Genomic DNA, 7978 nt, shown 5'->3' with positions numbered 1-7978 from the left:
TCATAAAAAAACTTATTAATGATTAATAACTCCTAAAAGCGGCGGCTAAACAGACTTAATCGGGCCTGAAGAAAGCGTATTTCCCTGCGATCATGTCGCGGGAAAATCTCTCTCCTCAACACTTGATTCGGGTCTGTATAATCTAGGTTTATTTAACCGCCACTCTTGGAAAATTTCAGACATTTTATTATATATTAATAATTAAAACAGAACAGCCTCAGGGCTGTTTTGTTTTGAAAGGTGCCGGTCAAATTTGCCAAAACCTAAATACCGGACTAATATGGTTGTTAGATCCGAGCCGGAGGCTGTTTATGAACAAAAAAGAAATTGAAGCAATGAAAAAGAAGATCTGCGGTATAGTCGAAGAAGCCGAAAAACTTTTGAAAGAAGCTGAAAAAACCAGAAATAATCCTGAGTCATCAGTGGAGGAGTTAATAAAAAAACTCGAAGAAGCTGAAAATAAAGCGAAAGAAGCGAAAGACCTGCTGAGGGAGTTACTTGAACCAGAAAAATAAAAGCGGCATAATTCCGCCTTTTTTTATTTCGCGTTTTGAATTATAATAAGGATCATAAGCACTATGAGATAAACTATATGGAGATCAATAAAATATCGTTAAAAAAATATTTTGAGAGCCGTTTCGACGGACGCAAAATAGACAGGATCGAGATTTTACCTCTTGGAAAGGGCTGCATCGGGATCGGAAGCCTTGTGGAATTTGAAATAGGCGGTACCAAATATCGTAAAGTCCTGAAGTCTTTGTTTTGCGAGCATATGGGCAGCGAATATCCGGCGGACAGGGCGCAATCTTTATTGCTTGCGCACCATACTTTCAATGATATGGATAATCACGTCAGGTCTTTTGATGTGGTCGGTGTGAGCGGGAGCGGGAGCGTATTGCCGATAGGGGATGCGCAGGAATTTTTCATTTTTATGGATGAGGCAAAGGGGACGGATCTTTTTTCTGACATCAAAAGGATCGCAAAAAATGATGAATATTCACAAAACGACAAGGAAAAAGTGCTGATCCTGGCGAAATACCTTGCCAAGCTCCATAGCAAGAAATTCAAGAGCGATTCTTTGTATAAAAGAAAAATAAGAGATACGATAGGGTCCGGAGTTTCCATAATGGGAGTTTTGGATATGTATCCTGAAAATTTGAGCTGGTTTGGTCCCGGCGTTCAGGCCGAGATCGTGAAAAAAGCGGTGGAACATTGGATGCTCGAAAAATATCGCTCGGAGAGGCTTTGCGAGATCCATGGCGATTTCCATCCCGGAAACATCTGGTTTATGGACAAGAACGATTTTACGCTTTTGGACCGGTCCAGGGGGCGCTATGGCGAAGCGGCGGATGACATAACCGCGTTTCTCATCAATTTCATATTCTATTCCCTGGTTCATAGAGGGGAATTTGACGGAGCGCTGGCCGAACTTTTTCACATTTTCATCGATGAATATCTGAGGCGGACCCAAGATGAAGAAATGGCCGGGGTCATTGCTCCATATTGGGCGTTCCGCATGGTCGTTGTCTGCAATCCCCATCCTTTCTTTTATCCCGATTCATTCTATGAGGATGAAAGAACGGCTCTTGCAGTCAGGAAGAAGATGATAAATTTTGCATTGAATGCGCTTGACGCGAAGACGTTTGAATGGAAAAAGATGAATAGCTATTTTGGTTAGCCAAAAACGATAAATCATGCTAATATCAATGTGTAATAATCAATTTTAAAATTATGGCAAAAAACAAAGCGAATATAGACAAAAAAACGCTGGATGAGCTTAAAAAGAGCCTTATGGACAAGAGAAAAGAGATCCAGGAGCAACTTTCGGCTTTTGCGAAGAAAAACGCAAATATAAAAGATGATTATAAAACCGAATTTCCTCATATTGGGGATGAGGAAGACGAGAACACTGATGAAGTGATAATGTATCAGGATAATCTTGGCGTGGAGCATAAACTGGAAGAAGATATTCTCGCGGTGAATGAAGCTCTGAAAAGGATCGAGGACGGGACCTATGGCATATGCTATAATTGCGGAGAACCGAAGACCATTGAGATCGACAGGCTGAAAGCATTTCCGGAAGCAAAAACCTGTCTCAAGTGCGATGGAAAATGCTAGTACTGCTATGATTTTTTGGTTGTTTTAAGAAAAAGTTTGTCAGACAATTTTTTAGCCGTTGTTGCTTTAAGTTACAAACTATAACGGCACTAATATTCCAGATTGATATAAAGAAACGGATCTGATCCGTTTTTTTGTATTCGGTATTGACTTTTTCAGCAAATTAGTCTAGAATGCTGACAGCTTTCAGGAGGAAGAAATGGATTACGAAGGATATAAGGCAAAAATGGAAGGCTTTGCCGGGCCGATCTATCCGAAGCGGATAGCAGATCTTAATAAAATGTTCAAAAATGCGCTTAGTCTTGACGGCTTTACGCTCGAGGAAGCTCTTCGAAGGGTTGATGGTTTTGAAATGGCAGGTTTTACGGGGCATTCGTCCGGAATTCCCTGGAAAAGGCTTTCTGTGGTCAGAGGAGAGAAAGAAATTATTATTTATTTCCCTCTGGAGTTCAAGGAAAAGACCTCCATAACGGTCTATTCGAAAGGCGCAAACGAGGATGAAATTGAGAATATCACAAATGATATTATCCGGTTCATCGCAGAGGAAGCGCAGGACGCCGAAAAGGAAGGCAAAGAGTTCGACAAAATTGTCGGTAATTTTCTGAAGCAAAATACAGTGGGGAAAATATTCGGTCTTTTCAAAAAAGGCTGATCATTTCCTCTTTTTTTAATTCGTATTGCAAAAAAAAATTTAATAGTATAAAATATATTTATATTTTGAAATTATTTTCATTTACGTTTATAATAAACAATAGGATCTTTGCGTTATATAACTTTCAAAAAAATAATGATAAAAGTTGAAAATCTTACAAAAAAATACGGAAATGTGACGGCTTTGAACGGCGTGTCCTTCGAGCTCAGCGAGGGGGAGGTCGTCGGGATCCTGGGTCCGAATGGAGCGGGAAAGACCACGCTTCTCAGGACTTTGGTGATGTTTCTTCCGCCGGATGACGGGACTGTCGCAATAGACGGCATGGAATTGACAAATCCGTCTTTTGAACAGGCGATAAAGAACAGAATAGGATATCTTCCGGAGCAAGCCCCTTTGTATGAGGACATGACGGTGCGGGAATATCTGATGTTTGTCGGCAGGATGTATGGGATATCCGAGGATGATATATATGAAAAACTTTCAAAAGTGGTTGAACAATGCGGACTGAAAGAAAAAATAGATGCCGAGATCTCAACTCTTTCCAAGGGCTATCGCCAGAGAACGGGCATTGCGCAGGCACTGATCCATGATCCCAAAATAATAATACTCGATGAGCCGACAACAGGGCTTGATCCGAATCAAAGGATCGAGATCAGAGATCTTATCAAGGAGATCGGAAGATCCAAGACCGTCATTCTTTCAAGCCATGTACTTTCGGAAGTCCAGGCGACCTGCTCGCGCGTCATAATAATAAATAAAGGAAAGATCGTTGCCGATGGAACGCCGGAAGAACTGGAGAGCAGGGGTGGAAAGAATGAAGCCACGATCCATATTGAAGTTGAAAAAATTGAAAATAATCTGTTGCCGCGGCTTGAGTCGATCGAGGGCGTGAACAATATCGAGATCATCGGAAATAGGATCATTATTATTTCCGGCGCCGAAAACGATATCAGGAAAGACATCGCCCGGATCATTATTGAAGAAAATCACGGCTTGCTGGAGCTGACGCGAAAACAGATCGATCTGGAAGATGTGTTCATTGATCTGACGAAAGATTAATCTTTAATATAAAAAAATGGATTTTGACCGGCCCCAGACAAGCGACAAAAAAACAGAAAATAAGAGCGACAGACCGAGTATGCGTTCGGAATATATAGAAGAAATGAATCTTTTTCTTAAAGAAAAAGAACAGGAAGATCCGGGGAATATGAAAGCATCTCAAATAAAGGAAATACTCGATAAAATCGATTTGTATTTCACGAGCGTGAAGTATGCGGAAAATAATGAGGAAACAGCACCTTTGACAAAAGGCTTATCTCAGCTGAAAGAGCGGATTGAGGCAGTCTCGAAAGAAAAAGAAGATGATATAAAGAAAAGTATAGCTGAATTTCAGTCTTTGGCCGGAAAGAATCGTCCCGATGACAAGGCTATCAAAGCCCTCCTTAAAAAAGGAGGAGCAGAAGGAGAAATTGAACAGTGTAAGCTTTATGATATCCAAGAAAAATCAGCTACGATCTTTTTTGGCATAAAAGGTGAGAATATTTCATATACTGCTGAAGTTGATTTTGAAAAGCAGACCGTAAAAATATTTTCCATGACCGGTTCTGTGGATAAAAAAGAATTGAGCAGGCGGGAGCAGGAGGAAAGAGACAGAAAGCGGATCGAGGAGATCAGGGATAGGGTGAGGAAGGTTGATGTCAGATAATCTATTTGAACTATAAATTTAAAGACAATGAACAAGGCGATAACAATCATTAAAAAAGAGCTTAACTCGCATTTCAATTCGCCCCTGGGATACGTCGTGATCTCGGTGTTTCTTGTCATTGCGGGCTGGCTTTTTATGCAGACCTTCTTTCTTGAGGGACAGTCGTCAATGAGGTCTTTCTTCGGGCTTCTTCCTGTCGTATTCATGTTCATTCTGCCGGCTGTCACTATGTCCGAATGGGCGGAGGAAAAAAGAAGCGGCACGGTGGAGGTGCTGATGACCTTTCCGGTCCGATCTTCGGACGTCGTCTTCTCAAAATTCTTTTCATGTTTTGCCTTTCTGGCTATCATGCTTTTTTTCAGCACCCCGATCCCTTTTATGGTCACGAGCGTCGGAAGTCCCGACAGGGGAGTTATCCTTGCGGGATATCTGGGCGCGCTTCTTCTGGGCTCTTCGTATATTGCGATCGGATTGTGGGTCTCTTCGGTTACGAAAAATCAGATCGTATCGTTTCTTCTCGGTGCAGGCATAATATTCACTTTCTTTATAATAGGAAATTCTTTTATTCTTGATTCCTTGCCGCCTTTTTTCGGTTCCGTCGGGCGGTTTCTGAGCCTGACGACCCATTTCAATTCGATCCTGAGAGGAGTCATCTCGCTGGCCGATATTGTCTATTATCTTTCGATCGTCGCCTTTTTCTTGTTTTTGAATACGAGAGAGGTCAGTTTAAAAAAATGGAAATAAATTATGGATATTAAAAGCAACAAATCGTTGAAATTGAAAACCGGTTCAGTGGCTCTTGTCCTGATCTTCTTCGCAGCGCTTAACTATTTCGTATCGCAAAATTCCTTGTATTTCGACCTGACGGAGGACAAGATCTATACGATTTCCGATGCCTCGAAGAATATACTGAAGAATCTGGATAAAGAAGTAAAGGTTAATTTCTATATATCGAAAGACCTGCCGGTCAATATGCAGGCGCTTAAGACGCAGCTTGTGGATACCATGAATCAGTATCAGGATATTGCGGGATCGAAGCTGAAAGTTGCATATATAGAACCGGAAAACACACCGGCAAAAGTGCAGGATCTTGCTCAAAAGGGCATACCTCAACTGCAGTTCAATGTTGTGGAGAAGGATAAATATGAGGTCAAGCAGGGTTTCTTCGGGATAGAGATAGTTTCGGGGGAGACCGGGAGCGAAAAGAGGGAAGTGATCCCGATGATCCAATCGATCGACAACTGGGAATATAATTTCATTTCGGCCGTTTATTCGGTTTCCAGAGAAAAAAAGGAAACAGTCGGATTTCTTTCCGGGCACGGAGAAAAAGAAGTTGATCCGACTGAATTGAAAATGTCATATGATGCCGTGAATGTGAAGATCGAGCCGTCGGGGGATAACAAAGGTTTCTATATCGAAAAGGAGAAGACAACCAAAGACGAAAAGGGCGAAGACAAATCCGTGACGGAAAAAGTTCCCGTTCAGCCTATAACCCTGGTGATCGTGAATCCCGGCTCAAAGATAACGGAAGAGGAAGCTGCCATTCTGGATGAATATGTGAAAAATGGAGGAAATGTGATCGTGCTGAGCGGCGCGGTGAATGTCGATGTCAGCCAGGGGATCTCGGCCGAGCTTATTCCTGATAACGGATTAAACGGTTTCATGAAAAAATACGGGATCGAGATCAACAATGACATGATCTATGATGCATCCAATTCGAATATATCCTATCAGAGAGGACCTTTTTCGATGAGCACGCCTTATCCGTTCTTTGTAAAGGCGGTGAGTGAGAATTTTGGCGATCACACATCCCTGTCCGGGATTCAGTCGGTGATATTTCCTTGGACATCTTCACTCGCTCTGGCTGATTCAAATGACTATGTTGCATCTCAGGTAATAAGCACCACCCAGCGCGCAAGCGCGATCTCGGGAAGCTTTGATGTCATGCCGGACAGGCAGTTCTCATTCGATAATGCATCGAAAAAAACGATTATGGCAGTCGCAAAACCCAAGGAAGCGGATTCAAAGAGCGGAAATATTATTGCGGTCGGAGATCCATATTTCATCCTCTTGAATTTTTCAAAGCAAGTTTCAGATAATCAGACCTTCTTCCTGAATCTGATAGATTCGGTTTCAAACACCGTTAATCTCTCGTCTATCCGCGCAAAGAATATTGCCGACAGACCCGTGAAGGAACTCAGCGAAGGCGAAAAGAATTATTGGAAATTCATTGCGATATTGGGAGGAGCTTTGGTTCTGGATGCTTATGGACTCTATAGGATCGTGCGGAGAAAAAAACGGATGGGAAGGGCGTAGCATATCATGTAGCTTTTAGACCGATAGCCGGCTTTGCTCAGCCGGTTTTTGTTGTTTATTATGGTGCCAGAATACCCCGTGGCTTGCCACGGATATATAATAATATTTCAAATGTAGGATGTCCGCCAAAGGCGGATCCGCTTCTGGCGGAAATGGCTTATGAAAGATAGTCTCGGCGGAGCCGAAACTGATCATAAAAAACCCACCCAGACCTGCCTGCCGGCAGGCAGGTACTCCGCTGCTTGCAGCGGAGTTGGGTTCATTAGGGAGAGAGCGTTATCCAAAAAAATTGACTAAAACAAACCGGGAAATTATAATGTAGGCAATTCAAAAGAGGTGATCTTATGGAAACCACATTCAGGGAAGGATTCGAAAAACTGGGAGGACATTGTCCGGTCTGTGGAAACAGTGACTATAAAAATATAGTCGTAGGGACAAAAAAATTAAGAACGATGTTTTACCAAATGCTGTTTCACTGTCTGGATTGCGGGACGGAAATAAGCGAGGAAAGCGGGAAAGCTTGCTTCGCGCATATAAGTAAGACAACCGATCTTATAACAAAAGAACCAAGACATTCGGCCCAGATCGAATTCAGAGACCTCGGATCGTTCTTGATGATCGAAGAGCCATGGAAGGGCGAGGTTAAGAGCGTTATGAAAGTGCTTACTGCATGGAACATACCTCTATTGGGTCCTCCGCCCGCATCAGGATTCGGAAATGAATAATAACGACATTACACCGGCAGAATATTCTCCGGTGTTTTTTGTGCAAAGAACGGAGGGGATTGACAGGTTTGGATTTTGAGGTTAAATTAGGAAGTCGAAAACAGATCGACGCTATTGATCGAAATGAATCATTCAAGGAGGAATATCAATGCCGAAATTTGATAAATCAGAAAAAATAGCCGATGTGCTGAAAAAGATATGTCCCGAAGGATGCCCCGTGTGCGGTGAAAACGCGTTCGAAGGGCGAATTATTGGAGGAATTAAGAACGGCCGGAATGAAACCTTTGATGAACGCATAATATGTTCTAATTGCGGAACAGACCTTACGGCTGAAAGCGACCAGGGCGTGGCGCCTCTTAAAAGAAGCGAGCGCGATGTCATCAGGCAGATGCGAGATCTGAAGAAATAAGCAATTACCGGGCAATGCCTGGTTTTTTTATGATCAAGCAGTGCAAATTGCGG

General features: G+C 42.5%; 10 protein-coding genes. All 10 read left to right on the top strand.

Going from position 1 to position 7978, the window contains the following annotated elements; translation table 11 throughout:
- Positions 1 to 311: 311 nt before the first annotated feature.
- Positions 312 to 515, top strand: coding sequence for a hypothetical protein (locus WC788_08885; GenBank protein MFA6097710.1), 204 nt, complete (start codon positions 312 to 314; stop codon positions 513 to 515).
- 77 nt (positions 516 to 592) lie between these two features.
- Positions 593 to 1678: an aminoglycoside phosphotransferase family protein gene (locus WC788_08880; protein MFA6097709.1), complete on the top strand. Its 1086-nt coding sequence runs from the start codon at positions 593 to 595 to the stop codon at positions 1676 to 1678.
- Between the two features lie 53 nt (positions 1679 to 1731).
- Complete coding sequence (locus tag WC788_08875) at positions 1732 to 2118, top strand: hypothetical protein (GenBank protein MFA6097708.1); 387 nt, start codon at positions 1732 to 1734, stop codon at positions 2116 to 2118.
- Positions 2119 to 2317: 199 nt separating this feature from the next.
- A complete protein-coding gene (locus tag WC788_08870; protein MFA6097707.1) occupies positions 2318 to 2770 on the top strand; it encodes a hypothetical protein in 453 nt (150 codons plus the stop codon).
- Positions 2771 to 2905: 135 nt separating this feature from the next.
- A complete protein-coding gene (locus tag WC788_08865; GenBank protein ID MFA6097706.1) occupies positions 2906 to 3829 on the top strand; it encodes an ATP-binding cassette domain-containing protein in 924 nt (307 codons plus the stop codon).
- Positions 3830 to 3845: 16 nt separating this feature from the next.
- The gene (locus WC788_08860; protein MFA6097705.1) at positions 3846 to 4475 is read left to right on the top strand and encodes a hypothetical protein; all 630 of its coding nucleotides are present in this window, start codon (positions 3846 to 3848) and stop codon (positions 4473 to 4475) included.
- A 27-nt stretch (positions 4476 to 4502) separates the two neighbouring features.
- Positions 4503 to 5219: an ABC transporter permease gene (locus WC788_08855; protein ID MFA6097704.1), complete on the top strand. Its 717-nt coding sequence runs from the start codon at positions 4503 to 4505 to the stop codon at positions 5217 to 5219.
- A 3-nt stretch (positions 5220 to 5222) separates the two neighbouring features.
- Positions 5223 to 6791 (top strand): GldG family protein, encoded by a 1569-nt coding sequence (locus WC788_08850; GenBank protein ID MFA6097703.1) that lies wholly within the window; start codon positions 5223 to 5225, stop codon positions 6789 to 6791.
- A 344-nt stretch (positions 6792 to 7135) separates the two neighbouring features.
- The gene (locus tag WC788_08845) at positions 7136 to 7516 is read left to right on the top strand and encodes a hypothetical protein (protein ID MFA6097702.1); all 381 of its coding nucleotides are present in this window, start codon (positions 7136 to 7138) and stop codon (positions 7514 to 7516) included.
- 148 nt (positions 7517 to 7664) lie between these two features.
- Positions 7665 to 7925: a hypothetical protein gene (locus tag WC788_08840; protein MFA6097701.1), complete on the top strand. Its 261-nt coding sequence runs from the start codon at positions 7665 to 7667 to the stop codon at positions 7923 to 7925.
- Positions 7926 to 7978 lie beyond the last annotated feature (53 nt).

The sequence above is a fragment of the Candidatus Paceibacterota bacterium genome, from assembly GCA_041661265.1.
Classification (GTDB): domain Bacteria; phylum Patescibacteriota; class Minisyncoccia; order JAHIHE01; family JAGLIN01; genus JBAZUT01.
The sequence above is the reverse complement of the archived record's forward strand: the minus strand, read 5'-3'. Positions and strand labels throughout refer to the sequence as shown.